22 protein-coding genes are annotated in these 19,491 nt (G+C 36.7%); 21 read left to right on the top strand and 1 reads right to left on the bottom strand.

Annotated features, from left to right (window positions below; genetic code table 11):
* Positions 1 to 133: 133 nt before the first annotated feature.
* The 19 genes from HMPREF1865_RS00810 (at position 134) to HMPREF1865_RS00720 (ending at position 17,663) form a co-directional block, all read left to right on the top strand.
* On the top strand, positions 134 to 1,231 hold the full coding sequence (locus HMPREF1865_RS00810) for an N-acetylmuramoyl-L-alanine amidase family protein (RefSeq protein ID WP_004697104.1): 1,098 nt from the start codon (positions 134 to 136) through the stop codon (positions 1,229 to 1,231).
* A gap of 3 nt (positions 1,232 to 1,234) precedes the next feature.
* A complete protein-coding gene (locus HMPREF1865_RS00805; protein ID WP_004696063.1) occupies positions 1,235 to 1,795 on the top strand; it encodes a GerMN domain-containing protein in 561 nt (186 codons plus the stop codon).
* A 112-nt stretch (positions 1,796 to 1,907) separates the two neighbouring features.
* Positions 1,908 to 2,888 carry a thiamine-phosphate kinase gene (gene thiL / locus HMPREF1865_RS00800; protein WP_060918874.1) on the top strand — a complete coding sequence of 327 codons (981 nt, stop codon included), beginning with the start codon at positions 1,908 to 1,910 and terminating at the stop codon, positions 2,886 to 2,888.
* Positions 2,878 to 3,372, top strand: coding sequence for a tRNA (adenosine(37)-N6)-threonylcarbamoyltransferase complex ATPase subunit type 1 TsaE (gene tsaE, locus HMPREF1865_RS00795; protein WP_060918873.1), 495 nt, complete (start codon positions 2,878 to 2,880; stop codon positions 3,370 to 3,372). The genes thiL and tsaE overlap by 11 nt, the downstream gene beginning before the upstream one ends.
* Positions 3,356 to 4,114, top strand: coding sequence for a tRNA (adenosine(37)-N6)-threonylcarbamoyltransferase complex dimerization subunit type 1 TsaB (gene tsaB / locus HMPREF1865_RS00790; protein WP_060918872.1), 759 nt, complete (start codon positions 3,356 to 3,358; stop codon positions 4,112 to 4,114). The genes tsaE and tsaB overlap by 17 nt, the downstream gene beginning before the upstream one ends.
* Positions 4,114 to 4,563, top strand: coding sequence for a ribosomal protein S18-alanine N-acetyltransferase (gene rimI, locus HMPREF1865_RS00785; protein WP_004696055.1), 450 nt, complete (start codon positions 4,114 to 4,116; stop codon positions 4,561 to 4,563). The genes tsaB and rimI overlap by 1 nt, the downstream gene beginning before the upstream one ends.
* Positions 4,560 to 5,591: a tRNA (adenosine(37)-N6)-threonylcarbamoyltransferase complex transferase subunit TsaD gene (tsaD, locus tag HMPREF1865_RS00780; protein WP_004696053.1), complete on the top strand. Its 1,032-nt coding sequence runs from the start codon at positions 4,560 to 4,562 to the stop codon at positions 5,589 to 5,591. The genes rimI and tsaD overlap by 4 nt, the downstream gene beginning before the upstream one ends.
* Positions 5,592 to 5,593: 2 nt before the next feature.
* Entirely contained in the window at positions 5,594 to 6,985 is a 1,392-nt protein-coding gene (locus tag HMPREF1865_RS00775) for a sensor histidine kinase (RefSeq protein WP_060918871.1), read from the top strand.
* A complete protein-coding gene (locus tag HMPREF1865_RS00770) occupies positions 6,986 to 7,564 on the top strand; it encodes an ANTAR domain-containing response regulator (protein WP_060918870.1) in 579 nt (192 codons plus the stop codon).
* Positions 7,565 to 7,695: 131 nt separating this feature from the next.
* Positions 7,696 to 7,977 (top strand): co-chaperone GroES, encoded by a 282-nt coding sequence (gene groES / locus HMPREF1865_RS00765; protein ID WP_004696047.1) that lies wholly within the window; start codon positions 7,696 to 7,698, stop codon positions 7,975 to 7,977.
* 112 nt (positions 7,978 to 8,089) lie between these two features.
* Positions 8,090 to 9,715, top strand: coding sequence for a chaperonin GroEL (groL, locus tag HMPREF1865_RS00760; protein ID WP_004696042.1), 1,626 nt, complete (start codon positions 8,090 to 8,092; stop codon positions 9,713 to 9,715).
* Positions 9,716 to 10,047: 332 nt separating this feature from the next.
* Positions 10,048 to 10,464, top strand: coding sequence for a DoxX family protein (locus tag HMPREF1865_RS00755; protein ID WP_004696040.1), 417 nt, complete (start codon positions 10,048 to 10,050; stop codon positions 10,462 to 10,464).
* A 63-nt stretch (positions 10,465 to 10,527) separates the two neighbouring features.
* Positions 10,528 to 11,784: a diaminopimelate decarboxylase family protein gene (locus HMPREF1865_RS00750; protein ID WP_060918869.1), complete on the top strand. Its 1,257-nt coding sequence runs from the start codon at positions 10,528 to 10,530 to the stop codon at positions 11,782 to 11,784.
* 294 nt (positions 11,785 to 12,078) lie between these two features.
* On the top strand, positions 12,079 to 12,822 hold the full coding sequence (sufC, locus tag HMPREF1865_RS00745; protein WP_004696035.1) for a Fe-S cluster assembly ATPase SufC: 744 nt from the start codon (positions 12,079 to 12,081) through the stop codon (positions 12,820 to 12,822).
* 8 nt (positions 12,823 to 12,830) lie between these two features.
* On the top strand, positions 12,831 to 14,240 hold the full coding sequence (sufB, locus tag HMPREF1865_RS00740) for a Fe-S cluster assembly protein SufB (RefSeq protein WP_060918868.1): 1,410 nt from the start codon (positions 12,831 to 12,833) through the stop codon (positions 14,238 to 14,240).
* Positions 14,241 to 14,249: 9 nt separating this feature from the next.
* On the top strand, positions 14,250 to 15,296 hold the full coding sequence (locus tag HMPREF1865_RS00735; RefSeq protein WP_060918867.1) for a SufB/SufD family protein: 1,047 nt from the start codon (positions 14,250 to 14,252) through the stop codon (positions 15,294 to 15,296).
* A 12-nt stretch (positions 15,297 to 15,308) separates the two neighbouring features.
* On the top strand, positions 15,309 to 16,538 hold the full coding sequence (locus HMPREF1865_RS00730; protein ID WP_004696029.1) for a SufS family cysteine desulfurase: 1,230 nt from the start codon (positions 15,309 to 15,311) through the stop codon (positions 16,536 to 16,538).
* 14 nt (positions 16,539 to 16,552) lie between these two features.
* Positions 16,553 to 16,978, top strand: coding sequence for a Fe-S cluster assembly sulfur transfer protein SufU (sufU, locus tag HMPREF1865_RS00725; RefSeq protein WP_004696027.1), 426 nt, complete (start codon positions 16,553 to 16,555; stop codon positions 16,976 to 16,978).
* Between the two features lies 1 nt (position 16,979).
* Positions 16,980 to 17,663 carry an HAD hydrolase-like protein gene (locus HMPREF1865_RS00720; protein WP_060918866.1) on the top strand — a complete coding sequence of 228 codons (684 nt, stop codon included), beginning with the start codon at positions 16,980 to 16,982 and terminating at the stop codon, positions 17,661 to 17,663.
* A gap of 80 nt (positions 17,664 to 17,743) precedes the next feature.
* On the opposite strand, the gene HMPREF1865_RS00715 is transcribed toward HMPREF1865_RS00720, so the two are convergent.
* Positions 17,744 to 18,250, bottom strand: a complete 507-nt coding sequence (locus HMPREF1865_RS00715; protein ID WP_060918865.1) for an S-adenosylmethionine decarboxylase family protein — start codon at positions 18,248 to 18,250, stop codon at positions 17,744 to 17,746.
* A gap of 213 nt (positions 18,251 to 18,463) precedes the next feature.
* Between HMPREF1865_RS00715 and HMPREF1865_RS00710 the strand changes: the two genes are divergently transcribed.
* Both HMPREF1865_RS00710 and HMPREF1865_RS00705 read left to right on the top strand, forming a co-directional pair.
* Complete coding sequence (locus HMPREF1865_RS00710) at positions 18,464 to 18,943, top strand: CtsR family transcriptional regulator (RefSeq protein WP_004696020.1); 480 nt, start codon at positions 18,464 to 18,466, stop codon at positions 18,941 to 18,943.
* Between the two features lie 6 nt (positions 18,944 to 18,949).
* Entirely contained in the window at positions 18,950 to 19,489 is a 540-nt protein-coding gene (locus HMPREF1865_RS00705) for a UvrB/UvrC motif-containing protein (RefSeq protein WP_060918864.1), read from the top strand.
* Positions 19,490 to 19,491 lie beyond the last annotated feature (2 nt).

The raw sequence follows: 19,491 nt of genomic DNA, 5'->3' as shown, positions 1-19,491 counted from the left end.
GAAATAATCTATTTATAATCTAACATTAGTTTATGGATAGATTGGAACGATGAGATTTTGATAGATAAAAATATCATCGACTCATCTCTATGGTTTGGACACTATGTATGTCAGTTAGATTGGAGTGAATGTATTGCGTAAACTATTTTTAATGTGCCTTGCAGTCTTGATGGCGATACCTTTATTATTGACTCAAGCAAAGGCAGCTAATTTGGAAGATGCTCGATGGGTGACTAGAACAGATGCACCTGTACCATATGTTCGTATTGTTATGGACTTATCGGCACCTATAAAGGCATCTGCATCAATTAGCAAAGATGGGAAAACTACGACTGTTACTTTAAAGAATACAAAGCTAAAGACGGCTAAAGAGAACATTTCTATGGACTCAGCTATTGCTAGCTCTGCTAAACTTTCACAAGATGGCAGAGACGTTAAAGTAACAATCAAGACACCTTCATCTATTGATACTAGTGATGTAAAGGTTTTTTCCTTGAAAAAAGATACGGTTAATAAGAAACCGTATCGTATCGTTGTTGATGTTCAGAAAAAAGGTGCTGTAGCTAAGCCTGCTTACTATGGTAAAAAGCCATCTCAATCTGCGCATCCAGCAAAAAATGTACCTACAGGATCTGGTAAATACTCTACTAGCGGTGGTTTATCTGGCAAAACAATTACTATTGACCCAGGACATGGTGGTAGTGATTCTGGTGCTATTGGACCTCACGGTGTACAAGAGAAAAACATTACACTACCGATTTCCATGTATTTGAAAAAATCTTTAGAAAATCGTGGTGCTAAAGTGCTTATGACTCGTACTACCGATGTAGATGTATATGGCCCTAATGCAAGCGGTGTTGATGAATTGGGGGCTCGTGTTAACGTGGCTAACCGTAGTAATTCTGATGCTCTTGTAAGCGTTCATATCAACGCATTTAATAATCCTAGCGTTGGTGGTATTGCAACATATTACTATAGCAAAACCGGTAACGATGCTCGATTAGCACAAAAGGTACAATCTCAAATTGCTAACACACCTGGTTTCAATGGTGATCGTGGCATTCAAGAAGGTAACTTATACGTGTTGAGACATTCTAATATGCCTGCAATTCTTGTAGAGCTTGGTTTTATTTCTAACCCTAATGAGGAACGTGTGCTACAATCTCCTCAAACTCAAGAAGACTTTGCTAACCGCATTGCAAATGGTATTGCTAATTACTTTGGAGGTTAATCGATGAAATTACGTAAACAAGTTCTATCGATTCTCTGTGTAGGTATGCTGGCATTTGTAGTGGGTTGTACACATGAACAAGCTCCTACAACAGGTAAAAGTGAACCTACGCAAGAGACGAAAGTCAATAAGGATGCAGAAACAAGTAAAGTATCTCAAGAAAAGGTTAAGATGGCCTTCTTTGTTCCTACAGAGGATGGTTCTGGGGTAAAACAAACTACCGTTGAGATAGAGGCGAATAAAGTTACGCCTAAAGCAGCTCTTTTAGCAATGTTAAATGCCGATAGAGCACAAAAATACCCAGTCTTCTCTAAGGATATTGAAATTACATCTGTTACTGTAAAAGATGGTATTGCTTCTGTTGAAGTAAATGATGCATTCGTAAAGGGTAATGGCGGAGACTTAACTGTTAAATTACAAATGGCTGCTATTGTAAATACATTGACATCCTTTGATAATATTAATGGTGTTCTATTTGTCAATAATGGTAAAAAGGTGCCAACTGTGGGTTCCTTTGATACTAAAGAACCTGTTAAGAGAATGACGAATCTAATTAAAAAATAATTCTTTTAAGAACATTTATAGCAGATAGTTGTTATATCAACTATCTGCTATTTTTGTTGTCTTTTATATATGTTACAATACAATAAGTAATAAACGGAAACTAGGTGATCAGATGCAATTAAAAGATGTAGGGGAATTTAATTTCATTCGCCAAATTCAAGATAACACAATATATAATCCTAATACTGTAGTGTATGGTATTGGTGATGATTGTGCTATTTATAAAGCAGAACAAAATGCAGAGCAATTGATAAGCACTGACACAATGGTGGAAGGTGTTCATTTTAGCTTTCACTATATGATGCCCTATGATGTAGGGTATCGCCTTATGACGGCTAATTTAAGTGATGTTGCGGCTATGGGTGGCATTCCTAGACAAATTGTATTATCTGTAGCCGCACCAGACCATGTTGATACAGTCATTCTTGATGAAATTTATAGGGGAATTAAAGATCAATGTATGCGATATCAACTCAATATATTGGGTGGAGATACGGTACGTACAGAAGGGCCCATGGTTTGGACTGTAACAATTATCGGAGAGGTTCCTAAAGGCACTGCGGTTATGCGAAGTGGTGCGAAAGTAGGAGATGTTGTAGGTGTTACAAACTATGTAGGTTATGCAGCTACAGGCTTAGGAGCGTTATCATATAATTTAGTAGGCTATGATATGACCAAAGTGGGGCATCAACGTCCCGAACCACAGATTGAATTGGGGCAAAAATTGCGACGACTTGGTATCCATAGTATGAATGATATTAGCGATGGACTAGGAAGTGAATTGAATGAAATCGCTGTAGCTAGTAATGTTTCCATTGTATTTGAAGAACAAGCAATCCCTCTACACGAGGAGACTTACGAATTAGCTAAGCATTTACAAACTAATCCAATAGATTATGCTTTGTATGGTGGAGAAGACTTTCAGTTAGTCTTTACGGCGCCAAAATCACTACTTTCGGAATTGGAAAAGCTATCAGGCATTACGTTGATTGGAGAAGTTTTATCTGGCCCACCACGGGTTCAAATGGTAACACCTGATAAAACGATTAAGACTGTAGAAGCGAAAGGATATAATCATTTTCATGAAGGATAAGGTACAGGTTCATTTAAAGACTTATACAGTAGAAGATACACAACAATTTGGTAAATTATTAGGTGCATGGGTTAAACAGAATGGGGACCCTCTTTGTATAGCACTAGTTGGTGACTTGGGGACAGGAAAAACACATTTGTCGCAAGGAATTGCAAAGGGCTTTGGAGTTACTGAAGAAATTACGAGTCCTACCTTTGCCATTATGAATACCTATGATGTGAATCGAACTCATTTATATCATTTTGACGTATATCGCTTGGAAGATATTAGTGAACTGGAAAATATTGGCTTTTATGAGTATACAGAAGATTGCGTATCCATTGTAGAATGGGCTGATAAATTTCCTCATGAATTTCCTGATGAAACACTATGGATTTATTTAACGCGCATTGATGATACAAGCCGATCCATTACATTAGTTAGTGATTACCTTACAGCGGATGATTTAGTAGAAATAGGAGGCCCATATGTGGTTGGGAATTGAGACGAGCTCACTTGTGTCGAGTGTGGCTTTAATGGATGAAAGTTGCCTAATTGGGGAATTGACCATTCAAGCTGGATTGACTCATTCTGAGCAGTTGGTACCTCATATTGATATGTTATTACGAGCCTCTCAAGTTAAAAAAAGTGAATTAAAAGGTATTATGGTTAGCATTGGGCCTGGTTCTTTTACAGGGCTACGGATTGGTATGGGGACAGCCAAAGCTATGGCTTATGCCTTACAAATTCCTTTATATGGTGTAATGACCATGGATAGTTTAGCTCGTAATGTAGCTTATACAGACCGCACGATTTGTACTATTATCGATGCTCAGAAAAAACATGTTTATGCAGGTATCTACAAATATGATGGTAATGAACTAGTCTGCAAAGAGGAACCTTTTGTCATTGCTGCTAATGATTTATTAGATCGACTCCGAGCATCTGAAGAGCATGTTGTATTCCTTGGGGATGGCGTTAAGCGAATAGAGAAGCTACTAGATGAAAGTGATACAAATTTAACGATTTTAGATATATCGCAACGTATTCCAAAAGCTAGTTCTCTATTACTGGCTGGTCGTAGATTGGTAGTCTCTGAAGAGAGTTCTGACCCTATGGATATGGTTCCTTATTATATTCGACGGTCAGAAGCAGAAGTGTTATGGGAAGAACGCCATAAGGATAATCCTGAAATGTTGAACCAAAATCCTGCAGTTATAGTTACTGAGGCAGCGGGAGTCGAATAATGGAGATTCGTTTGGCTACAATAGATGATGCTCAAGCTATCTATGCTATTGAACAACAGTCTTTTTCTGTTCCTTGGAGTTTAGAATCTGTTCTCGTTGAGTTAGAAGGGGCATCAAATAAATTATATATGGTAATTTGTGAGGAGAACAAAATTGTTGGATATGCAGGTGCTTGGCTTGTATACGATGAAGGTCAAATCACGAATATCGCTATTATTCCCTCCGCACGAGGTAAGGGATACGGATCAAAACTTACCAAGCAATTAATAGATGAATGTCTTACGAGAGGCATGAAAGAAATTTTCTTAGAGGTGCGCATATCTAATTTAGCAGCATTGGCTATGTATAGAAATTTAGGATTTTCTGTAAAAGGAATTCGTAAAGATTATTATTCAGAGCCTACGGAAGATGCTTATATTATGTCTCTCGTTTCAGAGGAAATAGAATGAGTATATACACATTAGCCTTGGAAAGTAGCTGTGATGAAACCTCTGCTTCTGTCCTTAAGGACGGGCGCACCGTTTTGTCTAATGTTATTTCAAGCCAAGTACCAATACATAGAAAATTTGGTGGCGTTGTACCTGAAATTGCATCACGTCATCATATAGAACAAGTTATACCTGTTATAGACCAAGCATTACGTGATGCGAATGTGACTCTACAAGATATCAATCATATTGGTGTTACGTATGGGCCAGGTCTTGTAGGGGCTTTATTAGTTGGTGTAGCTGCTGCAAAAGGGTTATCCTTTGCTACAGGGATTCCCTTGGTGCCAGTGCACCATATGGAAGGTCATATTTTTGCTAACTTTTTAGCTAATCCAGAACTGGAGCCTCCGTTTTTAAGTCTCGTTGTATCTGGTGGTCATACCATGTTAGTACATGTAAAAGGATATGAAGAATTTGATGTTCTTGGTCAAACACGAGATGACGCAGCTGGCGAGGCTTTTGATAAGATTGCACGGGTTATGGGATTCCCTTATCCAGGGGGCCCTCATATCGATGCCCTTGCCGTTGAAGGGAATCCAGAGGCTATTGAATTTCCAAAGGCTTTAAGTGAACCAGGTAATTTTGAATTTAGCTTTAGTGGTTTGAAATCCGCAGTTTTAAACTATTTAAATAGTAAGCAACAAAAGAATGAGCCTATCAATCAAGCTGATGTGGCTGCATCGTTTCAAAAGGCCATCGTAGATGTGTTAGTAGAAAAGACGAAAGATGCCGCACATACTTTAGGTGAAAGTCGTATTACTATTGCTGGCGGTGTATCAGCTAATAAAGGATTACAAAAGGCTTTAGAAGCTATGTGTGTAGAAGAAGGTTTTACTTATTACAAACCACATAAAATATTGTCTACTGACAATGCTGCCATGATTGGATGTCGAGCTTATTATATGGCGCAGGCTGGAAAATTTGGCGATTTAACATTGAATGCAAAGCCTAGTGTTGAAATTGGATACGTATCTTGGAAAGAGGATTAATCGTGGATATTGGTCAAGATATTTTAAATAGAACACCATTAGGACCATTACAAACCTCATTACTTGAGCATATTAGTAAACTCATATCCTTTGGCGAGTCTTTAACTCGTCAAAGGATACAGATTTTTACACCCCTACTAGAGACAGGACAAGGTGAGAGATTACAACAATGTGCAGATATGCTATGCATAGAACGCAGTGATCAAGGGATTACTACACGTCAATTAAAAGGCAGTCATACGTGGCATGCTATGATGAAAGATGGTCAACCACTTATCGGGTTAGATGACAAGCAGCGTCAATATGTCTTTCCTATCGTAGACAACGGAGGTCGTATTATTGGGGGGATATCTTTTACATTATCACCATCTATTAAGGCAGAACAATATGAGCAAGAATACCTTTTGTCTGATACGATGCAACGTCTTATGCTGACGGCTACTGATGAACAAATATTGTCTTACGAACCCATGTCCTATTTTGATGGTTTAATTATTTTCGACGACACTTATAAAATACTGTATGCTAACGATGCAGCTATGAAGTTAGTAGATGTATTAGGCTTTGATCGTCGCTTGGTAGGTTCATCAATTTTTAGCAGTACCTTAAAGATGTCCGCTATACAGCAGGTATTATTAGATAGAAGTATACGTACAAATGAAGAAATCTATCAAGATATGGTAATTCGTCAGCACATGATTCCTATTGCTATGGGGCGCAATGAAACGAGGTGCTTTTTAGTTCTTCATGATTGTACTCGTGAAAGTAAACAGCAACAAGAATTATTGGTTAAAAATTCCATTATCAAAGAGGTTCATCATCGTGTAAAAAATAACTTACAAACTGTAGCAGGGTTATTGCGTATGGAGGCGAGACGCTCTAGCTTGCCAGATGTAAAGCAAGCACTCCAAGAGGGGATTAATCGCATCGAGAGCATGGCTCTAGTTCATGATATAGTGTCTCATTACGATGAGGATTATATTGGTATACGATCAATTTACGATGAATTATGTCGTTTGTTGCGTATGAGTATGGTGCGACAAGACCAAGAGGTTACTTTTACTTACAGTGGCGAAGATATGCTAATTTCTTCTCATATGGCAAGTTATGTATCTCTTATTATTAATGAATTGATTACGAATAGCTTAGAACATGGGTTAGACGGGAATCGTGGAAATGTTCATCTAGCAGTTACTGATGCAGGTAGTACAATTAAACTGGCTTTTACAGATAACGGAAAAGGATTGCCTAGTGATTTTTCTGTTTCGTCTAATAAACGGTTAGGTTTAACAATTATTAATAATTTAGTTACTCATGAATTAAAAGGAAGTTTATCCATAGAAAATACTGGAACAGGTGTATTGGTGACGATATATATGAAAAAGGAGGCATAAATGCGCGTTTTAATCGTGGATGATGAATCCCTAATACGTATGGATTTACGAGATATTATTGAGTCTTGTGGTCATGAAGTCGTTGCAGAAGGTACAAATGGTGTTGAAGCTTTAGCACTTTGTAAAAAACATAAGCCAGATATTATATTGATGGATGTTAAGATGCCAGAATTAGATGGTATTGAGGCGGCACGTCAAATTGGCTTTCACCATGAAGCACCTGTAGTATTATTAACAAGTTATAGCCAGCAAGATTTAATCGATAAGGCTCGAGATTCTGGTGTATATGGCTATTTAATTAAACCAGTACGGGAGGAACAGTTAGTTCCTACCTTAGAGATGGCTTTAGGTCGCTATAAAAGTGATGCTCAGTTGCGCGAAAAGATGACTGAGCTAGAACAGTCATTAGAAGATCGTAAAATCATTCAAAAGGGAACTGGTATATTAATGAAACTATATTCTATATCTGAAGTGGAAGCGTATAATCGCATCCGCACCTTAAGTATGAATAAACAAATATCTATTATAGAAACATGTAATCTCATCATTAAACAGTCTAATAAGTCAAATAATATCTAAAAAGTCAAAAAATCAAAATTAGTACTTGCAATTATTTTAACTTCGGTTATAATAATACTTGTAATTAGCACTCAATGAGTTAGAGTGCTAATAAATTATGGAGATTAACTAGTAAAAAGGAGTGACATTATATGTTAAAACCATTAGCTGACCGCGTTCTTATCCGTCTAGAAGCAAAAGAAGAAAAAACTAAAAGTGGTATCTTCCTTCCTGATACAGCTAAAGAAAAGCCTCAAGAAGGTGTAGTTGTAGCTGTAGGTGCTGGTAAAGTATATGACAATGGTCAACGTGTAGCTCCAGAAGTTAAAGTTGGCGACACTGTTATGTTTGCAAAATATGCTGGTAGCGAATTAGAAATCGATGGCGCTACTCATTTGATTATTAGCGAACGCGATATTTTAGCAGTATTATAATCGCTGATTTATAGTCTATATGACTATAAAAACTGATGATACATTCTATATTGCCTAAGGGCACATATATTTCGTTACATTGGATAGTGTTACTATTTAGGAGGTAATACATATGGCAAAAGAAATCTTGTTTAATGAAGAAGCTCGTCGCGCTTTAGGTCGTGGCGTCGATCAATTAGCAAATGCTGTAAAAGTTACATTAGGTCCAAAAGGTCGTAATGTTGTGTTGGATAAAAAATTTGGTTCCCCAACAATTACAAATGATGGTGTAACTATTGCTCGCGATATTGAACTTCCAGATCCATTTGAAAACATGGGTGCTCAATTAGTAAAAGAAGTTGCTACTAAAACTAACGACGTAGCAGGTGATGGTACTACTACCGCAACAGTATTGGCGCAAGCTATGATTCAAGAAGGTATGCGCAATGTAGCAGCCGGTGCGAACCCAATGATTTTGAAAAAAGGCATTGAAACAGCAGTAAAAACTTTGGTTGAAGAAATTAAAAAACGCTCTATCAAAGTTTCTGGTAAAGCTGAAATTGCTCAAGTTGCAAGCGTATCCGCTGCTGACGAAGAAATCGGTGGTTTAATTGCTGAAGCTATGGAAAAGGTTGGTAATGACGGTGTTATTACTGTTGAAGAATCCAAAGGTTTGCAAACTGCATTAAATGTAGTAGAAGGTATGCAATTTGATCGTGGTTACATTTCCCCTTATATGGTAACTGACCCTGATCGTATGGAAGCCGTTATGGATAACCCATATATCTTGATCACTGATCGTAAAATCAGTGCCATCGCAGATATGTTGCCAACACTTGAAAAAGTAGTAAAAGTAGGCAAAGAACTTCTTATTATAGCTGAAGATGTAGAAGGGGAAGCATTGGCTACATTAGTAGTAAACCGTTTGCGTGGTACATTCAAAGCTGTAGCCGTTAAAGCTCCTGGCTTTGGTGATCGTCGTAAAGCTATGCTTGAAGATATCGCTATCTTAACAGGCGGTACTGTTATTACTGAAGATATGGGTCGCAAGCTTGATTCTGTAGAGCTTGAAGATCTTGGTACAGCTCGTCAAGTTCGCATCACTAAAGATGAAACTACAATCATCGATGGCGCAGGTGATAAAGATGTAATTGCTAAACGCGTTAACCAAATTCGTGCACAAGTTGAAGAAACATCTTCTGATTTCGACCGTGAAAAATTACAAGAACGTCTAGCTAAATTGTCCGGTGGTGTTGCAGTTATCGAAGTAGGTGCTGCTACAGAAGTTGAAATGAAAGATAAGAAACTTCGCATTGAAGATGCATTGAATGCAACTCGTGCAGCTGTTGAAGAAGGTATTGTAGCTGGTGGTGGTACTACATTCATCGATATCATCCCTGCATTGAATACATTGGAAGCTACTGGTGACGTTCAAACTGGTATTAACCTTGTAAAACGCGCTGTAGAAGAACCACTTCGTCAAATCGCATACAACGCAGGTCTCGAAGGTTCTGTAGTAGTAGAAAAAGTTAAAAATACTGAAGCTGGTGTAGGTTTCAATGCCTTGACTGAAGAATACATCGATATGGTTAAAGCTGGTATTGTTGATCCTGCAAAAGTTACTCGTTCTGCCCTTCAAAATGCCGCATCTATCGCATCTCTTGTATTAACTACTGAAACAATCGTAGCTGATAAGGTAGATGAAAATGCAGCAGTTCCTGCAATGCCTCCAATGGGTGGTATGGGCGGTATGATGTAATCAGCTGCTTAGAATTAATTTTATAAGAAACATAATAATCCTAATGAATTGTGAATTACATTTTTCATATTCATTAGGATTATTTTTTACTGATAAATTAATCTATTGTAAGGGTGTAATATTTTAAATTTCAAATTTCAAAAAAACTATGATTGTATTTAAGCTGACTATATTATGTTGATTACATCGATAAAATTGATTTTGTATACAATGTATGATATAATTCTATAGAATTTAATAGTGAGTCTTATTGACATAGTTATTCTCTAATAGTATAATTAGTGTATCGAATTTATTCGATTTATTATATTTGAATTGAAAGAAGGATCACTATGTTGAACTTTATTTTTAAAAGTAAACCTAATTATGTAAACTTTGGCTTATTGATTTATCGCCTTGCATTGGGCATTTCCATGTTTTATCATGGTTATTTAAAATGGCTTAGCGGAGCTGAAGGGCTCTACAAAGTAGGGACTATGTTAGCACCTTTAGGCGTATCCGGTGGTTATGAGATGCTGGGCACTATGGCAGCACTTGCAGAAATGATTGGTGGTATTCTCATTGCAGTAGGATTATTTACACGTATTGGTGCTATTCTAGTTGTAGGTACTTTAGCAACTGCGACTATTGTGAGTTTGAATGGTAGTTTCTTTAGCTGGGACTACCCATCTCAATTAGGCTTTGGTGCACTTATGTTATTCTTTGCTGGTGCTGGTCGCTTTAGTTTAGATAAAGCTTTATTTAAATAATTAGGAAATTAGAATAAAAGACTCATCGGCTGATGAGTCTTTTATTTATGTAGAAAGGTTATCATGAACAAAAAAACAGTTCCATTCACGTCAGAACAATTAGAAAATATTATTGCTCAGTATCCAACTCCATTCCATATTTATGATGAAGAAGGAATTATTGAGAATATGAAATTTTTCATCAATGCATTCTCTTGGAATAAGGGATTCAAGCAATATTTTGCAGTTAAAGCAACTCCAAATCCGTATATCATGCGTTTGTTACAAAAGCTTGGGGTTGGCGCAGACTGTTCTTCCTTAGCGGAACTACTTTTATGTGAAAAAGTGGGTATTACGGGCCATGATATTATGTTCACATCTAATGACACACCGTATGTGGAGTATAAAAAGGCACTTGAAATGGGTGCAATCATCAATCTTGATGATATTACACATATTGAATATTTAGAAAAAAATCATGGCTCTTTGCCAGATACATTCTGCGTGCGTTATAATCCGGGTTCTTTAAAAGAAGGGGGCAATACAATTATTGGCCTTCCTGAAGAAGCTAAATATGGTATGACACGCGAACAAATATTTGAAGCGTACAAACAATTACAAGCTAAAGGTGTAAAACACTTTGGTATTCATACAATGGTTGTTTCTAACGAACTTGATATTGACGGTTTAGTTGGTACAGCAGAGCTTTGCTTTAATCTTGCTGTAGATATTAAAAAAGAACTTGGTATCACTGTTGAATTTATTGATTTAGGTGGAGGTGTAGGTGTAGCTTATAAACCAGAACAAACACCAGTAGACTTCCGCAAATTAAGCAATGGTGTAGAAGAAGCGTATAATCGAATTTTAGTAGCTAATGGACTTAATGATGTAGCATTGGCTTATGAATGTGGGCGTATGGTAACAGGTCCATTTGGTTATCTTGTTTCTACTGCTATTCATAAAAAAGATATTTATCGTCATTACATCGGTTTAGATGCTTGTATGGCAAATCTTATGCGTCCGGCGTTGTATGGCTCTTATCATCACATTACCGTAATGGGGAAAGAAAATGCTCCCAAGGATCATGTATATGATGTAACAGGCTCCTTATGTGAAAATAATGATAAATTTGCTATTCAACGAGAGCTGCCAAAAATTGATATTGGAGATCGTGTCGTCATTCACGATGCTGGTGCACATGGACATTCTATGGGTTTCAATTATAATGGTAAATTACGTTCTGCAGAGTTATTGCTACATAAAGATGGCTCTGTTACACAAATTCGTCGTGCTGAAACATATGATGATTTATTTGGAACTCTTGATTTTTCAAATCTATAATTTAATATTGAGAATCGAATAGGATGAGAATTAATATTAATAAAAACCTATCAATATATGTAATACTTGATATTCTTTTAATTCCTGTATATTTTAGTAGGAATATCTTGCTATCATTTAGATAAGAATGTATAATGAGTGTAGATTGTTATGCACATACTTGCTAAGTTGGCGAGAATTACGGCGGTATTCACGTTAGTGCGTACCGCCTTTTTATATGTGTCAGTATATACGTTTTATATATAATGAGTGTATGTTTCTTATGGTTACATACAAATAAAAGGAGTGAACATTTTGGCTGAATTACTTCAGATAAAAGATTTAAAGGTATCTGTTGAAGAGAAACAAATCTTGAAAGGTATTGATTTAACAATTAATAAAGGTGAAATTCATGTTGTGATGGGGACAAATGGTGCTGGTAAATCTACACTTGCTAATGCAATCATGGGTAACTCTACATATACAGTAGATAGTGGTTCTATCATTTTTGATGGTAAGGATATTACTGAAGATGCAGTAAACGATCGTGCAAAAGCGGGTATTTTTATGTCCTTCCAAAATCCAATTTCTATTCCTGGTATTACTGTAGAAAACTTCATTCGTACAGCTAAATCCACAATTACTGGTGAAAATGTACGTGCATTATCTTTCAAAAAAGAATTGAAAGAAAAAATGGATGAATTATCCTTTGATTTATCTTATGCGCAACGTTATGTAAATGAAGGCTTCTCTGGTGGTGAACGCAAGAAGAATGAAATTCTTCAAATGTCCATTTTGAATCCTAAATTGGCTATTCTTGATGAAACTGATTCTGGCCTTGACGTAGATGCGGTTCGTATCGTATCTGAAGGTGTACAACGTTTCCATAACGAAGAAAATGCTGTATTAATCATTACTCATCATAACCAAATTTTACAAAAACTAAAACCAGACTATGTTCATGTGTTGATCAATGGCAAGATTGTTAAAACTGGTGATGCTTCTCTTGTACGTGAGATCGAAGAAAAAGGTTATGACGCATACAAAGCATTAGCATAGGAGGCATAATGGAAGAAAGAATGAAAACCCAAGTCGCGGATATGGACCGTGGCGTCTATGATATAAAGAACGAATTTGAATATTCTTATATCTCTGATGCCGGTTTAACAGAAGATATTATCCGTGAGATTTGGTCTAATAAAAATGAACCAGAATGGATGCTCGATTTCCGTTTAAAGTCTTTGGAAATCTATAATCGCATGGGCATTCCGAATTGGATTCCTGATATCTCGGGCTTAGATATGGCAAATATTCATACATATGTTAAGCCTAAAGTAGATATGAAAGAAAACTGGGATGAAGTTCCAGAAGAAATTAAAAGTACTTTTGACCGCTTAGGTATTCCAGAAGCGGAAAAAACATCTCTAGCTGGTGTTGGTGCTCAATATGATTCTGAAGTTGTTTACCACAGTATTCAAGAAGATCTTGTTAAGCAAGGTGTTATCTATACTGATATCGAAACAGCATTACATGAACATGAAGAAATCGTAAAAAAATACTGGATGACATTAATTCCACCTACAGACCATAAATGGGCTGCTCTTCACGGTGCCGTTTGGTCTGGTGGTTCCTTCGTATACGTTCCTGCAGGTGTACAAGTAGAGATTCCATTGCAATCTTACTTCCGTTTGAATGCACCAGGTGCTGGTCAGTTCGAACATACGATGATTATCGTAGAAGAAGGGGCTAAATTGCACTTTATCGAAGGTTGTTCTGCTCCTAAGTATGATGTGTCTAACCTTCATGCAGGCGCTGTTGAACTGTTCGTTAAAGATAATGCTACATTGCGTTATTCTACAATTGAAAACTGGTCTAAAAACATGTACAACCTTAACACAAAACGTTGTGTAGTAGGTAAAAATGGTACAATTGAGTGGGTATCTGGTTCCTTTGGCTCCAAAGTTTCTTGTTTGTACCCAATGAGTATTCTCAACGGTGAAGGTGCACATGCTGAATTTACAGGTGTAACATTCGCAGGTGAAGGACAATTCCTCGATACAGGTTGTAAAGTGGTACATAATGCACCATATACAACAAGTAATGTTAACTCTAAATCCATTTCTAAATCCGGTGGCGCTGCAATTTATCGTGGCCTTTTGAAGATTGGCCCTAAAGCTGAACATTCCAAAGCAACAGTTTCTTGTGAATCCTTGATGCTTGATGCTGAGTCTCAATCTGATACAATTCCGGCTATTATCGTAGAAAATGACAATGTGGATTTAGGTCATGAAGCTAAAATCGGTCGTATTTCCGACGAAGCAATTTTCTATCTTATGACTCGTGGTATTAGCGAAGAAGAAGCTCGTGCGATGCTAGTTCGTGGTTTCGTAGAGCCAATCTCTAAAGAATTGCCACTTGAATATGCAGTAGAAATGAACAATCTAATCAATCTTGAATTAGAAGGTTCTATCGGTTAAGGAGGAATTATGAGCGAATTACTATTTAATGAACTCCCTAGACCGACATTCAGATGGTTGCGCGTTAATCATACTGTAAGCTCTCTAGCTGGAGAAGATACAGCGGTACAATCTATCGCTGTGGAAGCTAATAAAGATATACTTTCACCATTACCTGTTGGTACAGCATTACTAGATGGTAATTATGAAGGTGCTAATAAAGAAGCTGTTCATGTATTAGTTGAAAAAGCGAAAGGCTATGCTATCAATGTGCCTCCTAAGGCGAAAGAAGTTGTAGGCATCCGCATTGATGCTAATGCTCGTGTGGCAAACCGTTTCCAATTTATCGTTGGTGAAGGTGCTGAGCTAGAAGTACAATTCTATGTAACTGGTTCTGGCGATGCATTGACAAATGTTAGCTATTTAAACGAATACGATGTGAAAGAAGCTGGTAAGGTTGTAGTAAAAAAGGTAAATCTTTTGCCTGAACATGTACAACATATCGAGCATCGATACACTAAATTAGAAGAAAAAGCAGATGTAGAATACATCAATATTGAAATTGGTGGCAGTGAAAACATCTTGAATTACTATCATGATTTAGTAGGTCAAGAATCCCGTATGGTTCATGACATTGCTTATCTTGGTAATAAAGAGCAAAAATTTGATATTTCTATGGTTATGAGTCATGGTGGTAAAAAATCATTTAGTGATATTCATACCTTAGGTGCTCTTAGTGGCAATTCTAAAAAATCCTTCAGAGGGACCCTTGATTTCCTTAATGGAGCAACAGCTTCTGAAGGTGCGGAAGAAGATACTTGCTTATTGTTAGATCCAACTGTAAAATCTGTTTCGTTACCACTTTTATTGTGTAAAGAAGATAATGTAGTTGGTAATCATGCAGCAAGTGCAGGCCAAATTGATCATAATAAATTGTTCTATATCATGAGCCGTGGCTTTAGTGAGGTAGAGGCAAAACATATCATTGTTGAATCTATGATTCGACCTATTATTGATCGCATTGGTGATGAAACGATTGAAGAAGCAGCGTTAGCAGCTGTACGTAATAAAATTTAAAGAGGCGTTTTTATGAGACCAATTGCAGAAGCATACAAAGACTTTCCTATATTACATAAAGAGCATAATGGGCATCGTGTTATCTATTTAGATAGCGGTGCTACTGCTCAAATTCCACAGTCCGTAATTGACCGTGTTGTGGAACATATGACACAACGTAATGGTAACCCACATCGTGGTTCTCATATTTTAGCCATTGAAGCATCTGAAGACTATGAAAATGCACGGGATCGCGTAGTTGAATTTATCAATGCTCGCGAACGAGAAGAGGTTATATTTACACGTAATAGTACGGAGTCAATGAACTTGATTGCCCACAGCTATGGCCTTCATAATGTGAAAAAAGGTGACAAGATTGTCATTACTGTTGCTGAACATCATGCGAATCTTGTAACATGGCAATATGTGGCAGAACAGACGGGGGCAACCTTAGAATACATGTATCTTGATGAACATGGGCACTTAAAAGATGGTGAAATCAATAAAATTGATGAAAAGACTAAAATTGTTGCTTTCGCTCATGTTAGTAACGTGCTTGGTATGGAATTCCCAGTAAAAGAATTAACTGAGAAGGCTCACTCTGTAGGTGCTATTGTTGTTCTAGACGGTGCTCAATCTACACCTCATAAAAAAATTGACGTACAAGCATTGGATTGCGATTTCTTCGTATTCTCTGGCCATAAAATGTGTGCATCTCAAGGGATTGGTGTACTATACGGTAAACGTGATTTATTAGAAACTATGCCTCCATTCCTATTGGGTGGCGATATGATTGAGTATGTAAAAGAGCAAACTGCTACATTCAATGAGCTTCCATATAAGTTTGAGGCAGGTACTCCAAATGCTGATGGTGCCGTTTCCTTGCATGCAGCTATTGACTATTTGGAATCCTTTGGAATGGATGCTATAGAAGCCTATGAAGAGGAGTTAGTAGCTTATATTCTTCCTAAGATTGTTGAATTGCCACATGTCCATGTTATTGGTTCTCAAAATCCTAAGGAAAAACATGGCGTTATTGCGTTCACTGTAGATGATGTACATCCTCATGACGTAGCTACAATTTTGGATTCTAAGGGGATCTGCGTTCGTTCCGGTCACCATTGTGCACAACCATTAGGTGCGTTCTACAATGTATCTGCATCTACTCGTTTAAGTATGTACTTATACACTCGCAAGGAAGATTTAGACGCATTCCTTGAAGTATTAAAGACTGTTCGTTCAGTAATGGGTTTTAAAGATTAGGAGAATTACCACTAATGGAAATGGATCAATTATATACGGAACTTATTTTGGAACATAACCAAGATAAACGTAATAAGCATGAATTATCTGAATTTACAAATTCTGAACATGGACATAACCCTAGTTGTGGTGATGATCTAACATTACAACTCAATGTAGTAGATGGTATCATTAAAGATGCTGCATATACAGGTTCTGGCTGTGCTATTAGCCAAGCATCTGCATCTATGATGATTGATATCATTAAGGGCAAATCTGTTGAGGAAGCGCTTCGTTTAGTAGAAATTTTCTTAGGTATGATTAAAAAAGAGATTACCGATGAAAATGAGTTAGAAGAATTAGAAGATGCTATGGCTCTACAAAATATTTCTAATATGCCAGCACGTGTAAAATGTGCAGTTCTTGCATGGCATACATTGAAAGAGGCTTTAAAGAAATAATATGAAGAAAACGATATTATTTGATTTAGATGGAACCTTAACTGACTCTCAAGAAGGTATTCTTAAAAGCATTAAATTTGCATTGGAACATTTCGGTTATACTGTACCTGATGAAGAAACATTACAATTGTTCTTAGGACCACCATTGGTAGATGCTTTCCAAGAACATTGTGGTTTGACCTTTGAGCAAGCGGAAGAAACATACTTTAAATTCCGTGAACGTTATGGTACCATCGGTAAATTTGAAAATAAAGTATATCCGAATATTGTAGACTTATTGGCTAAATGCAAAACTGAACAATATACTATAGCTGTAGCTACTGCAAAACCAGAACATTATGCTAAAGATATTCTTGATCACTTTGAATTGACACCATACTTTGATGTTATTGTTGGTGCTAATTACGAAGAGGGATTGTTACACAAAAAAGAAATTCTTGAAAAAGCTCTCACGCTATGTGGTAACCCATTAACTGATGAAAATGGTCGTCGATTGACATTCATGGTTGGAGATCGTAAGTACGATGCAGAAGCAGCTAATGAACTTGGCTGTATCTCCATTGGCGTTACCTATGGTTATGGTACGGAATCTGAGTTAAAGGAAGCGGATGCCGAATATATCTGTGACGATGTTGATGAAATTGCTGATGTTCTCAATCTTGAAGAAATGATGGTTCGTAGATAAGCTATATAAATAGAATTACATATCAACCCAAATAAAAAGCTAGAGGAAATCCTCTAGCTTTTTTGCATCTTCATTTTATGTTATTTTTTTAGGCCACTTTTTTTAGCTAATGTTTTGATAACCTTAGCACTTTGTTTTTTCAACTTGCCCCCTGTTTGTTTGAGTTGGATACGTGTACGAGAAACACGACCAAGTGTAGTAATCTTAGTTTTGCGACGTGGCTTCATATCACGTTCGTTACCAAAGTCGCCACGTTGCACACTTGTTGCCTTTACTTTTTCAGCTCTAAAAGATTTACGTAAGGCTTTCATAATTAATGTAAGTGGTAATGTTTGCTCGAAGGAATACAAATCAACTGCTACATAACCAAGTGCAGGATATGTGTGCAATGTAAAGTGAAAACCTGGTGCGACAGAAAGGAGGGCGATTTCCTCGTCCATAACTTGACAACTGATTTCATCTACATCAAGTTCAGCTAAGTCAAATGCGGTTGCTACACTTTCCTGTACAGCTGTAGCCGATGAAATTGCGTCTTCTTCGCAGGAATATAAATCAATTAACAGTTCTTGTCCTAATGCTTCTGCCATAACAACACCTTCCTTCAGAAAATAATATCTCATTTATTATACATAGATTTAAGGATTAAGTCCAATTATATGAAAATACATTAAAAGTCAAACGTTATTTTTATAAAATTTGACTTTTATATTGACTAAGGTCAAAAAGTCAAATATAATAGAGTTATGCTAAAGAACAAATAGTCAAAACTATAGTAAATAAACTTTAAAGGGGTGTTTTTTATGAGTATGATAGCTGATAAAATAGAAAAATTTATATTAGACCGTATGCGTGAAGAACAAGAAAAGCTAATTTTAAAGCGTAATGAATTGGCTGATGAATTAGATTGTGCGCCATCCCAAATTAGTTACGTATTAAGTACGCGTTTTTCTAATGAGCGCGGTTTCGATGTTGAGTCAAGACGTGGCTTGGGTGGATATATTCGAATCAAAAAAATTAACCCAGAAAGTTCAGATTCTTTACCTGCTGTTACAACTTATCGGATTTATGAAGGTCCAAATACGGTAGAACGATTAATTGATATGCGAGATGTAGATCAATCATTATTTCAATTATTACAATCTGAAAAGATTACCCGTCGTGAAGCTCAATTGATGCATAATTCTTTTGCTACATTAATTGAAAATGTAGACGTAGAAGAACGTAATGATGCTGTTCGTCAATTATATGCATCAATGGTGGACACTTTGCGGAAGGAGTGATGATTTGTGTTATGTGATCATTGCCATAAAAATGAAGCTACTATCCATATGACTAATATCATAAATAATCAAAAGACTGAGCAACATCTTTGCAGTGCTTGTGCCACCGAGTTACAACAAGCTAGGAAATTATCTCCTTATAGTTCTTTTATGAATGATATGTGGGATAATAACTTTTTTACTAATGATTTTTTTAAGAATATGGTGTATCCAGATAACTTATTAAAAGCTCATCAATCTAAGAGATGCCCTCAGTGTGGTATTACTTATGATGAATTCAATCGGGTAGGTAAGTTTGGCTGTGGTCAATGTTATGAGACTTTTAATAGTGAAATAAATCCATTATTAGAACGAATACAAGGTAGTTCTGAGTATGAAGGGACTATACCTAGTCGTGGTACTAATGTATTTAAAGCAAAGTATGAAGTAAAGCAATTGCGCCGTCAATTAGATACAGCTATTCAAGCTGAAAACTTTGAAGAAGCCGCAATTTTGAGAGATAAAATTAAAAATCTAGAAGTTATCATTGATGGTGATAACGAATAGGA

Source organism: Veillonella parvula, assembly GCF_001553335.1.
Lineage (GTDB): Bacteria > Bacillota > Negativicutes > Veillonellales > Veillonellaceae > Veillonella > Veillonella parvula_S.
This window is presented reverse-complemented; position numbering and strand designations above follow the sequence as displayed.